Genomic DNA, 14,323 nt, shown 5'->3' with positions numbered 1-14,323 from the left:
ATGACTGAGACCCGCAAGCCGCTCATCGCCGGCAACTGGAAGATGAACCTCAACCACCTCGAAGCGATCGGACTGGTGCAGAAGCTCGCCTTCAGCCTCACCCGTGAGCAGCTCGAAGCGGTCGAGACGGTCGTCCTGCCGCCGTTCGTCGACATCCGCAGCGTGCAGACGCTCGTCGACGGCGACAAGCTGACCATCGGCTTCGGCGCCCAGGACCTGTCGGCGCACCCGTCGGGCGCCTACACCGGCGAGATCGCCGGCTCGATGCTCGCGAAGCTCGGCTGCTCCTACGTGGCCGTCGGCCACTCCGAGCGCCGCCAGTACCACGATGAGGGCGACGAACTGGTGGCCGCCAAGGTCCGCCAGGCCCTCAACAACGGCATCAGCCCGATCCTCTGCGTCGGCGAGGCCCTCGACGTGCGCGAGGCCGGCAACCACATCGAGCACTCCGTCAGCCAGCTCATCGCTGCCGTTGACGGCCTCACCGAGGACGAGCTCGCCAAGGTCGTCGTGGCCTACGAGCCCGTCTGGGCCATCGGCACCGGCCGCACGGCCAGCGCCGAGGACGCCCAAGAGGTCATCGGAGCCCTGCGCCGCGCGCTCGCCGACAAGTTCGGCGCGGTCGCGGAGCGGGTCCGGATCCTCTACGGCGGTTCGGTCAAGTCCTCGAACGTCGCCCAGATCATGGCCAAGCCCGACATCGACGGCGCCCTCGTGGGTGGCGCGAGCCTCGACGCTGAGGAGTTCGCCAAGATCGTGCGCTTCCCCGAACACGCGGGAGCGTAAGCAGGTTCGGTCCGCGGCGCCGCAAGGCGTCGCGGACTTCATGCAGGGCCGCCGTACAGCGTTGTACGGCGGCTCCTTCGCGTTCAGGCCCGCGTTGCTCGCTGTCGGCACCCTTGGAAAGGCGTCGCGAGGTCGAGACACCGGTTGTCCCGAGGTCGGGACAACCGGCTAGACTCGGACCCGGCCCGCGCCCCATAACGGGCCAGAATTGCTGAGAGGACACCCGATCACCGATGATGACGGTTCTGAGTTACGCCCTGCTGATCCTGCTGCTGCTCTCCAGCGCGGTCCTGATCCTCATGGTGCTGCTGCACAAGGGCAAGGGCGGCGGTCTGTCGAGCATGTTCGGCGGCGGCATGTCCTCGGTGGCCTCGGGTTCCTCGGTGGCGGAGAAGAACCTCACCCGGATCACGATCGGCGTCGGGGTCATCTGGTTCGCCTGCATCGTGGCCTACGGGCTGCTCCTGCGCACCCTCGTCTAGACGGCAGACAGACTTCGACGTAGGCCCCGACCGTGATGCGGTCGGGGCCTTCGTCGTGCCCTGCGGGTCAGGAGTCCTCGTATCGCTCCAGGCGAGCGCGGGTTTCGCCGAGCTCCGCCCGCAGGCGCTGGTTCTCCACTTCCATCTCCAGCACGAGCTTGATGCCGGCCAGGTTCAGTCCGATCTCCAGAAGTTCGTTGATGTGCTGGATGCGGCCGAGGTCGTCGTCGCTGTACCGACGGGTGCCGCCGGACGTCCGGGTGGGCTCGATCAGGCCCCGGGCCTCGTAGACGCGCAGTGTCTGCGGCGCGAGGTTCATCAGTTCGGCCGCGACCGAGATGCCGTACACGGCCTGGTCGGGCGCGTACCTGCCGAACGGCGGCGGTGCTCCCTCGGGCTTGCGGACCACGTGTGTACCTCCAACTCGATGTCTTCGGATACCAGTTTACCTATAGGCTTCGAGTAGACAAAATCTCAATCCTGCGCTATATATTTTCATGTCGGTTGGTTTTGAAGGTCTCATACAGGAGGTGACCTGCAATGCTGATGCGCACGGACCCGTTCCGCGAGTTCGACCGTCTCGCTCAGCAGTTGTTCTCCCGCGACGGCTCTCAGCTCATGATGCCGATGGACGCGTGGAAGGAGGGCCACGAGTTCACGGTGGAGCTCGATCTGCCGGGCGTGCGGGAAGAGGACATCGACCTCGAGGTCGAACGGAACGTCCTCACCGTCAGGGCCGAACGCCGTCAGGTGGAGCTCGGCGACCGCGAGGTCGTCCACGCCGAGCGACCCGCCGGCGAGTTCATGCGCCAGATCTTCCTCAGCGACGCGCTCGACACCGAGCAGGTCGAGGCGTCGTATAAGGACGGTGTGCTCCGCCTGCGGATCCCGATGGCCGAGGAGGCCAAACCCCGCAAGGTGCTCATCAGCGCAGGGAAGCGCGAGATCGAGCGGTAGCGACCGTACCCGGATGATCGGGGCGCCCGGCCCTGGGCGGTGCCGGGCGCCCCCCTGAGGGAGCGAACCAGCATGAGTGGAGAGTGCTACAGCCACTTCAACGGCGGCATTGAGTACGAGCTGCGCTGCGACCGGTGCGGAACGCTGTTCCGATGCGGCGACGACTCCTATTTCAGTTGGCGGGTGTTGTGCGCGGCCGCTGAGGCCGAGGGGTGGCGTGTCGGGCCTGATCTCGAAGGCGAACACGACTGCGACGAATGCGCGGGGTCCCGTCGGGCCGGGAGCGACCGCCGCCAGTTCGCCGCAGCGTGACGCCTGCCGTCTCGGCCTCCGCCGGGCTCGTTCCCGGCGGAGGCCGAGAGGGCACGGGTGCGGTGCGGGCCGTTTCGGCGTCCCGGCTGCCGATTCGTGGTGGGATGCCACATATGAAGGCAGTGGTATTGCCCCGATACGGCGGGGCCGACGAACTCGAAGTCATCGATCTTCCTCGACCGCCTTGCGGGGCCGGGGAAGTGCTCGTGGAACTCAGGGCGACCTCGGTCAACCCTGTCGATTGGAAGGTCGGGGCCGGGTATCTCGACGCCGCGATCCCGGGGCAGTTCCCGCTCGTTCCCGGATGGGACGCCGCCGGTGTCATCACCGAGGTGGGCCCAGAGGTCGCGGAGTTCGCGGTCGGCGATGAGGTGTTCGGCTACGTGCGCCGCCCGATCGCCAAGTGGGGGACCTACGCGGAGTACACGATCGCCGAGCCCGGCATGATCGCCAGGAAGCCCGCGAACCTCGACTGGGGTTCCGCCGCGGGGCTTCCCCTCGTCGGTCTGACGGCGCTGCAATGCCTCGATACCGTGCGGGTCAAGGAAGGCGACACCGTGCTCGTCCACGCCGCCGCGGGCGGTGTCGGGACGATGGCGGTCCAGATCGCGAAGTCCCGCGGTGCCCGCGTCATCGGTACCGCCAGCGCCCGCAACCATGACCACCTCGTCGCGTTCGGGGCCGAGCCGGTCGAATACGGTCCCGGTCTCCTCGAGCGCGTTCGCTGGCTGGTGCCGGACGGGCCGGACGCGGCTCTTGACGCGGCCGGCGGCGATGCGATCGAGCTGTCGATCGAGGCCGGGACCGATCCTTCGCGGGTCGTCTCGATCATGGACCCCGCGATCAGGGATCATGGCGGGGAGTACGTGTTCGTGAGCGCGGATTCGGAAGATCTGCGGCAGCTCGCCGCGCTCACCGAGACGCGCGAGCTGGTCGTGCCGATCTCGGAGACGTATCCGCTGGAACAGGCGGCCGATGCGTGGCGGGCGAGTCAGACCGGCCGGACCAGGGGCAAGATCGTTCTGCGTATCTCCTAGGGACGGACGGATTCGCGAAGGGGCCGTGCGTGATTGCGCGGCCCCCGCCTTTATGTGAAACCATTTCGTCATCGTCTTTACAGTGTGTGCTTCACGTCATAGAATTGCTGAGGGCGGTGCCCCAGCCGCTCCGATCGGTGACTCCACGGCGACGCTGAGGGGAGTCGCGCGGTCTCTTCCCCGCATACTCCTCCCGTGGCCGTGTCCGGTTGATATCCACAGAAGATCCCCCGTCTGTGAGGAGCGATCACACATATGTCCAACGGACAGGCCATCCGAGGCACCCGCATAGGCGCCACCCCGGGCCTTCACTCGGAACGCGGCGAGCCGGTGCCCCGGCAGCACATCAAGTACTGGTGCGCCAACGGACACGAGACCGCACTGTCGTTCGCGCTCTACGTCGAGGTCCCGCAGGAGTGGGACTGCACCTGCTGCGGCTGGCCCGCCAGCCCCGACCAGGACAACCCTCCGGAACGCCGCACCGCCAAGCCGTACAAGTCCCATCTCACCTATGTACGCGAGCGCCGCAGCGAGGAGGAGGCGGAAGACCTCCTCGCCGAAGCCCTCGCCGCACGCGCCGCCGCCCGCGGCGAGCGTTCACTGTTCTAGAAGGCACAGCCAAGAGGCGCACCGGGCAAGCGGCCCCGCATCGCAAGGTTGGGCGATGCGCCGCCGACGTGATCGAGGGCCCAGCTCCGCTCCTGTTTCAGGAACGGAGCCGGGCCCTCGCGTCCGCCTAGAACTCCAAGTGCTTCAGCTGCGAAGCCGCGTCCTTGTCGATGAGCCACCTGGTGTGGCCCGTCGCCTTCACACGACCCGCGGGAAGCTCGCCCTTCGACAAGGCCTCGTCGACTGCTGACGCCTTGCCCTCGCCCGAGGCGATGATCCATGCGGCCGTGGCCGAATTGATCGCGCTCATCGTCAGCGAGACGCGCTCCGGCGGCGGCTTGGGGGAGTGACGCACCCCCACGACCGCGACGCCGTCGACGTCGAGCGCCGGGTTCCCCGGGAACAGCGACGCGACGTGCCCGTCCTCGCCGATGCCCAAGAGCAGCAGGTCGAACGCCGGTACTTCCGAGCCCAGCTCGGCCGCGTACCGCTCCGCCGCCTCTTCGGGCGTGCCGACCGCATCGGAGGCCGCCATCGGGTGCACGCGCTTCGGGTCCACCGGCAGGTGGTCCAGGAACGCCTCCCGGGCCTGCGTCTCGTTCCGCTCCGGGTCGCCCGACGGCAGGAACCGCTCGTCGCCCCACCAGAAGTCGACCTTCGACCAGTCCACGACCGTGCGGATCGGCGAGCCCAGGATGTTCTGGTACACCTTCGCCGCGATCCGCCCGCCCGTCAGCACGATCGACGCCTCGCCGCGGTGCGCTTGCGCGTCCGCGAGCCGGTTGAGCAGCCGCGACGCGACCGCCTCCGCCAGCACGTCGGCGTCGTTGTGGACGATCACCGCACCCGTACGGCTCATGCGCTCGCCCGCTCGGCCGCGTACTGCTCCTGGAAGGTGTCGAGCACCTTCCGGTACGCGGTGTCGGGGTCGATGTGCCGCAGCTCCTCGGCGAGCAGCTGACCGAGCGTACGGCCCTGCAGCGTCTGGCGGCGCTTCGGCAGCCCCGCCTGGAGCAGCACCGTGGTGCCGTCGGCCTGCCGCTCGACCTCCATGGTCTCGCCGCCGGCCATCGTGAACGCCACGGAGGCGATCGCGGGCAGGTGCTCGGAGTTGCGTTCCACCTCGGTGTCGACGATCTCCGGCGCGACGCCCAGGCGCGTCTTGAGCCACGCGGCCATGAGCTGCGCCGACGGGTCGTCGTCGTTCGCCTTGATGACGATCTTCTCGACCGCGTGCGTCACCCCGTCGAAGGCGCTCGCGATGAGCGAGCGCCACAGGCTGATGCGGGTCCAGCAGATGTCGGTGTCACCGGCCGCGTAGGACTCGGCGCGGCGGTAGAGCGACTGCACCGGGTCGGCCGCGCGGGCCGAATAGGTGATACGGCGGTCCGCGAAACTCCGCAGCTCCTGCTCGAGCCCGTAGCGGACGGGGTCGAGCAGCCACCAGGTGACGACCGGGATGTCCGAGGCCAGCATGGGCAGGACGATCGAGGTCAGGTGGGAGGCGGCGGGGCCGTCGAGCCGCAGGATGATCGCCTCGGCGGAGCCGAGCCGTTCGCCCACGGTCACTTCGGCGTCGATGCGCGGCTCGGTGGCGTCCAGGTCGCGCGGGATCGCCATGATGAGCCGGTACGGGTGCTCCTGCGCGGCGAACGAGGCGGCCTTCTCGACCTCCTCGCGCTCGTCCTCAGTGGTCAGCGCGACCAGGTTGAGGGCGAGACCGGAGGCCCCGCCGACCTCGTGCAGCAGCTTCGACAGCGACTTCATGATGTCGCCGGTGGTGGTGTCCTTCAGATGCACTTCCAGACTCCCCTTCTAGGCCCGGCGCCAGCGGCGGCCGGACGATTGCAGCATGAGATCGGCACCGGTCGGACCCCAGGTGCCCGACTCGTACGGTTCGGGCTTGGTGCCCGCCCAGAACTCCTCGAGCGGGTCGACGACGGCCCAGGAGGCGTCGACTTCCTGAGCGTCGGGGAACAGGGTCTTGTCGCCCAGGAGCACGTCCAGGATGAGCCGCTCGTAGGCCTCGGGGCTGGACTCGGTGAAGGTCTCGCCGTAGCCGAAGCCCATCGAGATGTCCCGCAGCTCCATGCCGGTGCCGGGGACCTTCGAGCCGAACTTCACCGTGATGCCCTCGTCCGGTTGGACGCGGATCACGAGCTGGTTGTGGCCGAGCGTCTTGGTGTCATAGTCGGCGAAGGGCATGTGCGGGGCCTCCTTGAAGACCACCGCGATCTCGGTGACCCGCTTGGGGAGCCGCTTGCCGGTGCGCAGGTAGAACGGGACGCCGTTCCAGCGCCGGTTCTGGATGCCGAGCTGGACCGCCGCGTAGGTCTCGGTGGTCGAGGTCTGCGGGATGTTCTCCTCCGACAGGTAGCCCTGGACGGGACGCCCCTGGACCCAGCCGTCCGCGTACTGGCCGCGGATGGCGGTGGCCTCCAGATCGTCGTGGAGCTTGATGGCCCGCAGGACCTTCAGCTTCTCGGTGCGGATCTCCTCGGCCTCGAACCCGTTGGGCTGCTCCATGGCCGCGATGGCCAGGAGCTGCAGCACGTGGTTCTGGAGGACGTCGCGGGCCGCGCCGTTGTCGTCGTAGAACCCGGCGCGGGAGCCGATGCCGACGTCCTCGGCCATGGTGATCTGGACGTGGTCCACGTAGTTGGAGTTCCAGATCGGCTCGAACATGGCGTTCGCGAAGCGCAGCGCGAAGATGTTCTGCACCGTCTCCTTGCCGAGGTAGTGGTCGATGCGGAACACGTCGTTCGCGGTGAACACGTCGTCGACGAGCTTGTTCAGCTCGGCCGCGGAGGGGCGGTCCTCGCCGAACGGCTTCTCGACCACGACGCGGCGCCAGCCGCCGCCGTCCTGGCGGTTGTCCGACATGCCGGTCCGCTTGAGCTGCTTGAGCACCGTGGGGAACGCCAGCGGCGGGATCGAGAAGTAGAACGCCGCATTGCCGACGATGCCGTGCGTCTCGCGCAGCTCGTCGACCGTGGCGTCGAGGCGGTCGAAGGCCTCGTCGTCGTCGAACGTGCCGGGCACGAACTTGAAGCTGCCGGCCAGGCGGGCCCAGACCTCTTCGCGCCACGGCGTGCGGGCGTGCGACTTGGCGGCCTCGCGGGCCATCTCCTCGAACGTCTCGTCGCCCCAGTCGCGGCGCGCGAAGCCGACGATCACGAACGACGCCGGGAGCAGGCCCCGGTTCGCGAGGTCGTAGACCGCCGGGATCAGCTTCTTCTTCGCGAGGTCGCCGGTGACGCCGAAGATCACCAGGGCGCACGGCTCGGGGATCCGCGGCAGCCGCCGGTCGGCGGGGTCGCGGAGCGGGTTGATGGAATGCAGGGTCTCGCCCATCTAGCTCAGCTCCCTCACGGCGTGGAGCAGCTGGTTGACGCCGCGCTTGCGGTCGGTCAGGTGCAGGCGAACGAGCGGGCGCTCGCGCGACTCGAGGGCCTGGCGGTCCCCGGCGGCCTGCGCGGCCTGGAGCCCGGCGAACGTGTAGTCGCGGCCAGGGATCTCGAGGTCCTGCCCGACTTCGCCGGTGATCTGCACGAACACGCCGGTCTGGCGGCCGCCCTTGTGGAACTGGCCGGTGGAGTGCAGGAACCGCGGTCCCCAGCCCCACGTGACGGGCGCGCCGGTGCGGTCGGCCAGCTCGGCGCGGAGCTTCGCCACGTCGGCGTCGTCGATCCGGTCCAGGTAGGCCAGGACCGCGATGTACGCGTCCTCGCGGTCGGCGTCGGTGAGCACCTCGCCGAGCGCGCCGGCGACGGTCTCGGCGTGCGAGCCGTAGATCTCCACCGATCCGTCGACGGCGTGCGGGCGCTCGTCCGGCAGCCCGTCCTTCAGGATGCGGTTGGTGTTGTTCTTCGACTCGGTCACGTTGGGCTGGTTGAACGGGTCGATGCCGATCAGGTAGCCCGCGTACGCGGTCGCGAGTTCCCACGCGAGGAACTGGGCGCCCAAGGGGCCGTTGACGACCACGTCGGGCATCGCCAGCGCCGAACCCGAGGACGGCAGGCCCGTCGAGGAGCCGCCGACGGTGGCGTACACGCGGTCCGAGCCGCGAGCGCCCGCCGCGGCGGGTCCTTCGAGGACGACCGGGAGCGTGCCCTTGCCGTCCTTGCCGAGGGACTCGGCGATGAGCTGCTCGGCCCAGTCGCCCAGGCCGACGATGCCGGTGCCGTCGTCGGCGATGGTGATCGTCGGCTTGGCCGCGATGACCGCGCCGAGCACGACCGCCGGGTCGTCGTCTTCGGAGCCGATGGTGGCCGCGAAGGCCTCGGCCTGCTCGATCAGCTCGGCCGCATCGGCGCCCGCGAGCGCGGTCGGCACGAGGCCGAACGCGGTGAGCGCGGAGTACCGGCCGCCCACGGTGGCGTCGGCGAGGAACAGGTGCGAGCCCTGCTTCGTCGCCAGCGCCTCGAGCGCGGAGCCGGGGTCGGTGACGAACACGAAGCGGCCCGCGTGCTCGGTGATCCCGATGTCCTCGAACGCCTTCTCGAACGCGCGGCGCTGGGAGTCGGTCTCCACGGTGGACCCGGACTTGGAGGACACGACGACGGCGGTGCGCCGCAGCTTGGCCTCGCCGAACTCGGTCAGGATCTGGCCGGGGTCGGTGGTGTCGAGGATGCTGATGCCCAGGTCCAGGGTGCGGGAGATGACCTCGGGGGCGAGCGAGGAGCCGCCCATGCCGGCGAGGGCGATGTGGTCGATGCCCTGCCCGTTCAGCTCGGCGCGGAGCTTCGCGAGCGGCGCGAGGAGCTCCTTCGACTTGACGAAGGTGTCGACCCAGCCGAGCCGGATCGCGGCCTCTTCTTCAGCTTCGGGGCCCCACAGGGTGGCGTCCTTGGCGGCGACCTTGGCCGGGATGCCTTCGGCCCGGAGCCGTTCGACGGCCCCGTTCACGTCGACGCCCGTGGTCACGGCGAGGCCGCCGGCGGCTTCCATCTTTCCCATCGGATCGCTCACTTCTATTCTCCGCTCTCACTGAGCTTGGATTCGATCTGGTCCAGAAGCTGCTTCCAGCTGACGATGAACTTCTCCACGCCCTCGTCCTCGAGCACCTGCACGACGTCGTCGTAGTCGATGCCGACCTCCTTGAGGCGCAGCAGGACCGTGGCGGCGTCGTCGTAGAACGGGCGCACCGTGTCGGGCTCGGTCTCGCCGTGGTCGGCGTAGGCGCGGAGGGTGCCCTCGGGCATCGTGTTCACGGTGCCGGGGGCGACGAGGTCCTCGACGTAGAGCACGTCGCGGTACTCGGGGTTCTTGACCGACGTCGAGGCCCACAGCGGCCGCTGCGGGTGGGCGCCGGCCGCGGCCAGGGCCTCCCAGCGCGGGGACGCGGTGACGTTCTCGAACGCCTGGTACGCCAAGCGCGCGTTGGCGACCGCCGCCTTGCCCTTGAGGGAGACGGCGAGCTCGGTGCCGATGCCGTCGAGCCGCTTGTCGATCTCCGCGTCCACACGGGACACGAAGAAGGAGGCGACGGAGCGGATCGTGGAGAGGTCGATCCCGGCGGCCTTCGCGGACTCCAGGCCCGCCATGTAGGCGTCCATGACCTCGCGGTAGCGCTCGAGCGAGAAGATCAGCGTCACGTTGACGCTGATGCCCGCCGCGATCGCGGCCGTGATGGCGGGGAGCCCTGCCCGGGTGGCGGGGATCTTGATCAGCGTGTTCGGCCGGTCCACGGCCCACCACAGGGCCTTGGCCTCGGCGATGGTCGCCTGCGTCTCGTTGGCGAGGCGCGGGGCGCCCTCGATGGCCACGCGGCCGTCCTGGCCCCCGGGGGTGTCTAAGCCCGGGGCCAGGACGTCCGCCGCCCAGCGGATGTCGAAGGTGGTGATGGCGCGAGCGGCCTCGTCGACGCTCACTTTGCGGACCGCCAGGTCGGCGATCTGCTCGTCGTACGCGTCGCCCTTGGACAGGGCCGCCGCGAAAATGGACGGGTTCGAGGTGACGCCCACGACGGACGACCCGGCGATGAGGTCCTTCAGATTGCCCGTCTCCAGGCGTTCACGCGAGATGTCGTCCAACCAAATGGACACTCCCGCCGCCGACAGTCCGGCGAGGTTCTCGTTCGCGCTCATCGGTGTTCCTCCAGCTTTCCAGCTAGTTCTTCGACGTTGCTACTGCTGTGCCTTCTTGATGGAGGAGCGGGCCGCGTCCGCCACGGCGGCGGCGGTGATGCCGAACTCCTCGTACAGCTTCTGGAACGGCGCGGAGGCACCGAAGTGTTCCAGGGAGACACTGACTCCCGCGTCACCCACGAGGTCGCGCCAGGACAGTCCGATGCCGGCCTCGACTGAGACGCGGGCCTTGACCGCCTTGGGCAGCACCGACTCGCGGTAGTCCTCGTCCTGCTCGTCGAACCACTCGATCGACGGCACGGACACGACGCGGGCCTTGACGCCCTCGCCCGCGAGGGACTCGGCGGCCTCGACCGCGAGCTGCACCTCGGAGCCGGAGCCCATCAGGATCACGTCGGGGGTGCCCTCGGTGTCGAGGAGCGTGTAGGCGCCCTTCGCGGCGCCCTCGGCCGAAGCGAACTTCGTGCGGTCCCACACCGGGATGTTCTGGCGGGTCAGCGCCAGCGCGGCCGGTCGGTCGGTCTTGCCCAGCAGGGTCTTCCAGACCACGGCGGTCTCGTTCGCGTCGCCGGGGCGGATGACGTCCAGGCCCGGGATGGCGCGGAGCGAGGCGAGGTGCTCGACCGGCTGGTGGGTCGGACCGTCCTCGCCGAGGCCGATCGAGTCGTGCGTCCACACGTAGACCACGGGGGTCTTCATGAGGGCCGCGAGGCGCACCGCGCCGCGCATGTAGTCGGAGAACACGAGGAACGTGCCGCCGTACGGGCGGGTCGGGCCGTGGAGCTTGATGCCGTTGAGGATCGTGCCCATCGCGAACTCGCGGATGCCGAAGTGGAGGGTGCGGCCGTACGGGTTGCCCGGGTAGGCCTTCGTCTGGCGCGACAGCGGCAGGAACGACGGCTCGCCGTCCATCGTGGTGTTGTTCGAGCCTGCGAGGTCGGCCGAGCCGCCCCACAGCTCGGGCAGGACCGGCGCGAGCGCCGAGAGGACCTTCCCGGATGCCGAACGGGTCGCGACGCCCTTCGCGGACGGCTCGAACACGGGGAACGCGTCCTCGAAGCCCTCGGGGAACTCGCCCGCCCACAGGCGGTCGTGCAGCGCCTTGTTCGCGGGGTTCTCGGCGGCCCAGTTGTTGAACGCGGTCTGCCACGCCGAGCGCTCGGCCTGGCCGCGCTCGATCGAGCCGCGGGTGTACTCGAGGACGTCCTCGGGCACGTTGAACGACACGGCCGGGTCGAAGCCGAGCAGCTCCTTGGTCGCGGCGATCTCCTCGGCGCCCAGCGCGGAGCCGTGCGCGGCGTACGAGTTCTGCTTCTTCGGCGCGGGCCAGCCGATGATGGTCTTCAGGCGGATCAGCGAGGGCTTGTCGGTGACGGCCTTGGCCTGCTCGATGGCCTCGAAGAGGGCCTTCGGGTCCTCCTCGTACTCCGAGCCGGACTTCCAGTCGACGGTCTGGACGTGCCAGCCGTAGGCCTCGTAGCGCTGGGCGACATCCTCGCCCAGGGCGATCTTGGTGTCGTCCTCGATGGAGATCTCGTTGTCGTCGTAGACGACGACGAGGTTGCCGAGCTCCTGCACACCCGCGATCGCGGAGGCCTCGTGGGTCACGCCCTCCTCGATGTCGCCGTCGGACGCGATCACATAGACGAAGTGGTCGAACAGGCTCTCGCCCACGGCCGGCTCGGGATCGAACAGGCCGCGCTCGCGGCGGGCGGCCATCGCCATGCCCACGGCGGTCGCCAGGCCCTGGCCGAGCGGCCCGGTGGTGGTCTCAACGCCGGCGGTGTGGCCCACTTCGGGGTGGCCCGGGGTCAGCGAACCCCACTGGCGCAGGCTCTGCAGGTCCTCAAGCTCAAGGCCGTAGCCCTGGAGGTACAGCTGCACGTACAGCGTCAGGCTGGAGTGGCCGCACGAGAGCACGAAGCGGTCGCGGCCTTCCCAGTCGGGGGCGCTCGGGTCGTGGCGCATGACCTTCTGGAACAGGGTGTGCGCGACCGGGGCGAGGCTCATGGCGGTGCCAGGGTGTCCGTTGCCGGCCTTCTCCACCGCGTCGGCGGCGAGCAGCCGCGCCGTGTCGACCGCCTTCTGGTCGAGTACGGTCCACTCGAACTGTGCCACTGGGATACTCCTTGGATACTCGTCGTATTTGGGCCATTGACGTGTGCCTTCTGACCCTACCTACACAGGCTGAACTTTATGCGCGGTCTCTCGGAGGACGGAATTCGACGGCTTGTGAGCCCGCCCACGAGCAATCCTCCCATCCGAAACCCCCAGGTAGGGGCCCTTGCCCCAGGCCCAGGTCACCTCCTCACTGCCCGTATGGTGAGCGGTGATGAACGAGGACCCGACCCGCGCCCTGGCCGACCGCCCCCGGCCCCAGGCCCGCAAGCGAATCGAACTGCCCGCGCCCGGCGCCGAGGCCCCTGCCAGGCCCTCCCTGCGGACGCTCATCGGAGCCTATGTCTCCCTGACGAAACCGCGCATCGTCGAGCTGCTCCTCATCACCACGATCCCGGCGATGCTCGTGGCCGCGCGCATGGACTACAACGGCCTGCCGACGCTCAAGGCGGTCCTCGCGACTCTCATCGGCGGCGCCCTCGCCGCCGGATCCGCGAACGCGATCAACTGCTACATCGACCGCGACATCGACCAGCTCATGGCCCGCACCTCGCGGCGCCCGCTCGCCAAGCACCAGATCCCGCCGCGCAACGCGCTGATCTTCGGCCTCGTCATCGGCGCGATCGCGGTCGTCGGCATGGGCTTCCTGGTGAACTGGCTCGCCGCGCTCCTCACCTTCGGTGCCATCGTCTACTACGACGTGGTCTACACGATCTGGCTCAAGCGCACCACCCCCTACAACACGGTCTGGGGCGGCGCCTGCGGCGCTGCCCCCGTGCTCATCGGCTGGGCCGCGGTCACCGGCCACATGTCCTGGATGGCCTGGGTCCTCTTCGCCGTCGTCTTCCTCTGGCAGCCCCCGCACTTCTACGTGCTCGCCATGAAGTTCAAGGACGACTACGCCGCCGCGGGCATCCCGATGCTCCCCGTCGTCGCCCCCGCCAGGCGCGTCGCGATCGAATCCGTGGTCTACGGCTGGGCGATGCTCGCCGTCTCCCTCGTGCCCTTGCTCCTCCGGCCCGGCGCGACCTGGCTCTACGGCATCGTCGCCCTCGTCACCGGCGGCCTGTTCGTGCTGGAGTGCCACAAGCTCCTCGGCCGCGTCAACCGCGGCGAGGACCCCAAGCCGATGCGCCTCTTCCACTGGTCCACCAGCTACCTGACGCTGCTGTTCCTCGCAGTGGCGGTGGACTCCTTCCTGATGTGACTTACCCTCCGCCCGGGGCCGGGCGACGTTTCGGTCCGGGTTCAAGCTGCCGGCGACGGGAGTGCGGGGTGGCGCTGGAGGCTTGGTGTCCGGGGCCGGGCGGCACTTCGGTCCGGGCTCAAACCGGCAGCGACGACGTGGTGGGCGGTGGTCCGGGGTTGGGTCGCCGGGGCGGGGCCGGTGGCCGCTGCTGGCAGAGCCGATGAGGCCGGGCCGGTGGTCGCTGCTGGCCGGGCCGGGTGGGTCCGGCCTGGTGCCGCAGCGGCGGGGCGGTTGGCGGCACGGGAGCCGTCAGCCGCCGAGTTCGGCTCGGTTGCGCTCTTGTCCATGTCCGTGTGCATGGTCGTGGTCCTCATGCGCCTGTGTCGCCTCCTTCCCGCTGTTCTACTTGCTTCCCTCGCTGGCCCTGCTGGCCCTGCTGGCCCTGTTGGTCTTGCTTGGGCTTCCGGTTCCGGCCCTTCGGCTTTCGCCTGGTCGCGCGCTCCTGCCGGGGGCGGGTGCTGGTGCTTGCCGTCCCTGAGGGAGTGGTGCGGCCGCCCGGTGGATGCCGGTGGCGGGTTCGCCTCCCGAGGATCGCTTGCCGTTCCTCGGGGTCCGTCCCGTAGGCGCGCGGGCTTGCGGGCGCGGCGCTGCCGGGACGGGGTGGTGCTCGCCATGGACGTGCTGGTGCTGCCCGGGCCGAGTCCTGTAATGCTCGGTCTGGCTTCGCCCCTCACGCTGACGGGT

At 69.4% G+C, this 14,323-nt stretch carries 14 protein-coding genes; 7 read left to right on the top strand and 7 right to left on the bottom strand.

Going from position 1 to position 14,323, the window contains the following annotated elements:
• Nucleotides 1-786 carry a triose-phosphate isomerase gene (tpiA, locus tag JHY01_RS11160; protein ID WP_205325707.1) on the top strand — a complete coding sequence of 262 codons (786 nt, stop codon included), beginning with the start codon at nt 1-3 and terminating at the stop codon, nt 784-786.
• A gap of 236 nt (nt 787-1,022) precedes the next feature.
• Nucleotides 1,023-1,268, top strand: coding sequence for a preprotein translocase subunit SecG (secG, locus tag JHY01_RS11155; protein ID WP_275889748.1), 246 nt, complete (start codon nt 1,023-1,025; stop codon nt 1,266-1,268).
• Between the two features lie 67 nt (nt 1,269-1,335).
• Here the strand turns inward: secG and JHY01_RS11150 are convergent, their stop codons facing one another.
• Entirely contained in the window at nt 1,336-1,677 is a 342-nt protein-coding gene (locus JHY01_RS11150; RefSeq protein ID WP_205325706.1) for a MerR family transcriptional regulator, read from the bottom strand.
• 131 nt (nt 1,678-1,808) lie between these two features.
• On the opposite strand from JHY01_RS11150, the gene JHY01_RS11145 reads away from it, so the two are divergent.
• The 4 genes from JHY01_RS11145 (at nt 1,809) to JHY01_RS11130 (ending at nt 4,183) form a co-directional block, all read left to right on the top strand.
• On the top strand, nt 1,809-2,225 hold the full coding sequence (locus JHY01_RS11145) for an Hsp20/alpha crystallin family protein (protein ID WP_205325705.1): 417 nt from the start codon (nt 1,809-1,811) through the stop codon (nt 2,223-2,225).
• A 72-nt stretch (nt 2,226-2,297) separates the two neighbouring features.
• On the top strand, nt 2,298-2,537 hold the full coding sequence (locus JHY01_RS11140) for a hypothetical protein (protein ID WP_205325704.1): 240 nt from the start codon (nt 2,298-2,300) through the stop codon (nt 2,535-2,537).
• Nucleotides 2,538-2,650: 113 nt separating this feature from the next.
• The gene (locus tag JHY01_RS11135) at nt 2,651-3,574 is read left to right on the top strand and encodes an NADP-dependent oxidoreductase (protein ID WP_205325703.1); all 924 of its coding nucleotides are present in this window, start codon (nt 2,651-2,653) and stop codon (nt 3,572-3,574) included.
• 255 nt (nt 3,575-3,829) lie between these two features.
• Entirely contained in the window at nt 3,830-4,183 is a 354-nt protein-coding gene (locus tag JHY01_RS11130) for an RNA polymerase-binding protein RbpA (protein WP_205325702.1), read from the top strand.
• 127 nt (nt 4,184-4,310) lie between these two features.
• Here JHY01_RS11130 and pgl read toward each other — a convergent pair whose 3' ends face one another.
• Genes pgl through tkt form a run of 6 tightly spaced genes read right to left on the bottom strand, consistent with a single transcriptional unit; the run spans nt 4,311 to nt 12,390 of the window.
• Entirely contained in the window at nt 4,311-5,042 is a 732-nt protein-coding gene (gene pgl / locus JHY01_RS11125; protein ID WP_205325701.1) for a 6-phosphogluconolactonase, read from the bottom strand.
• Complete coding sequence (locus tag JHY01_RS11120; RefSeq protein WP_205325700.1) at nt 5,039-5,983, bottom strand: glucose-6-phosphate dehydrogenase assembly protein OpcA; 945 nt, start codon at nt 5,981-5,983, stop codon at nt 5,039-5,041. Before JHY01_RS11120 ends, pgl begins: the two co-directional genes overlap by 4 nt.
• Nucleotides 5,984-5,998: 15 nt before the next feature.
• Nucleotides 5,999-7,537 carry a glucose-6-phosphate dehydrogenase gene (gene zwf, locus JHY01_RS11115; RefSeq protein WP_205325699.1) on the bottom strand — a complete coding sequence of 513 codons (1,539 nt, stop codon included), beginning with the start codon at nt 7,535-7,537 and terminating at the stop codon, nt 5,999-6,001.
• Nucleotides 7,538-9,154, bottom strand: coding sequence for a glucose-6-phosphate isomerase (locus JHY01_RS11110; RefSeq protein ID WP_307814382.1), 1,617 nt, complete (start codon nt 9,152-9,154; stop codon nt 7,538-7,540).
• Nucleotides 9,155-9,156: 2 nt separating this feature from the next.
• Nucleotides 9,157-10,272: a transaldolase gene (gene tal / locus JHY01_RS11105; protein WP_205325698.1), complete on the bottom strand. Its 1,116-nt coding sequence runs from the start codon at nt 10,270-10,272 to the stop codon at nt 9,157-9,159.
• A gap of 39 nt (nt 10,273-10,311) precedes the next feature.
• On the bottom strand, nt 10,312-12,390 hold the full coding sequence (gene tkt, locus JHY01_RS11100) for a transketolase (RefSeq protein WP_307814381.1): 2,079 nt from the start codon (nt 12,388-12,390) through the stop codon (nt 10,312-10,314).
• A 214-nt stretch (nt 12,391-12,604) separates the two neighbouring features.
• On the opposite strand from tkt, the gene JHY01_RS11095 reads away from it, so the two are divergent.
• On the top strand, nt 12,605-13,597 hold the full coding sequence (locus JHY01_RS11095) for a heme o synthase (RefSeq protein WP_205325697.1): 993 nt from the start codon (nt 12,605-12,607) through the stop codon (nt 13,595-13,597).
• Nucleotides 13,598-14,323: the final 726 nt, after the last annotated feature.

This window comes from Glycomyces sp. YM15 (assembly GCF_016918015.1).
Lineage (GTDB): Bacteria > Actinomycetota > Actinomycetes > Mycobacteriales > Micromonosporaceae > Glycomyces.
Note: the sequence above shows the minus strand (reverse complement) of the source record. Positions and strands in the feature narration are given on the sequence as shown.

What these genes read in the sequence shown, in the direction of transcription:
- tpiA (WP_205325707.1), top strand. Translation starts at nt 1, where the DNA reads ATGACTGAGACCCGCAAGCCGCTCATCGCCGGCAACTGGAAGATGAAC.
- secG (WP_275889748.1), top strand. Translation starts at nt 1,023, where the DNA reads ATGACGGTTCTGAGTTACGCCCTGCTGATCCTGCTGCTGCTCTCCAGC.
- JHY01_RS11145 (WP_205325705.1), top strand. Translation starts at nt 1,809, where the DNA reads ATGCTGATGCGCACGGACCCGTTCCGCGAGTTCGACCGTCTCGCTCAG.
- JHY01_RS11140 (WP_205325704.1), top strand. Translation starts at nt 2,298, where the DNA reads ATGAGTGGAGAGTGCTACAGCCACTTCAACGGCGGCATTGAGTACGAG.
- JHY01_RS11135 (WP_205325703.1), top strand. Translation starts at nt 2,651, where the DNA reads ATGAAGGCAGTGGTATTGCCCCGATACGGCGGGGCCGACGAACTCGAA.
- JHY01_RS11130 (WP_205325702.1), top strand. Translation starts at nt 3,830, where the DNA reads ATGTCCAACGGACAGGCCATCCGAGGCACCCGCATAGGCGCCACCCCG.
- pgl (WP_205325701.1), bottom strand. Translation starts at nt 5,042, where the DNA reads ATGAGCCGTACGGGTGCGGTGATCGTCCACAACGACGCCGACGTGCTG.
- zwf (WP_205325699.1), bottom strand. Translation starts at nt 7,537, where the DNA reads ATGGGCGAGACCCTGCATTCCATCAACCCGCTCCGCGACCCCGCCGAC.
- tal (WP_205325698.1), bottom strand. Translation starts at nt 10,272, where the DNA reads ATGAGCGCGAACGAGAACCTCGCCGGACTGTCGGCGGCGGGAGTGTCC.
- JHY01_RS11095 (WP_205325697.1), top strand. Translation starts at nt 12,605, where the DNA reads ATGAACGAGGACCCGACCCGCGCCCTGGCCGACCGCCCCCGGCCCCAG.